General features: G+C 64.8%; 1 protein-coding gene. It reads right to left on the bottom strand.

What is annotated here, in order from left to right:
• Window positions 1-330: FAD-dependent oxidoreductase (locus tag EST62_RS13270; RefSeq protein ID WP_167599374.1), on the bottom strand; the 330-nt coding region annotated here is incomplete at both ends.

The following is a 330-nucleotide window of genomic DNA, read 5'->3' as shown; positions in this document are numbered from 1 at the left end:
CTGGAAGTACATCGTCGCGCCCTCTTTCTTCGCGTCGTCGTATTCGTTCTCGAAGCAGGCCATCTCTTCGCGCGGCACGCCGGAGATGATCGAGGCTTGCGAGCCGAGCCGCAGGGCGAGGCGCGCGACGTCCATCGCCACGTTGCCGTCGCCAATGACCACCACGTGCTTGCCGACCGGCACGTCGTCGCCGAGCACTTCGTAGCTTTTCAGGAAGTCGATGGCGTTGGTCGCTCCGGGCGTTCCGTCGAAGCCCGCCACGGGCAGGCCGCGTCCTTTCTGAGCGCCAACGCCGATAAACACCGCGTCGTACTCCGCTTCGAGCTGTTC

It is taken from the genome of Chlorobaculum sp. 24CR, from assembly GCF_004118635.1.
Classification (GTDB): Bacteria; Bacteroidota; Chlorobiia; order Chlorobiales; family Chlorobiaceae; genus Chlorobaculum.
This window is presented reverse-complemented; position numbering and strand designations above follow the sequence as displayed.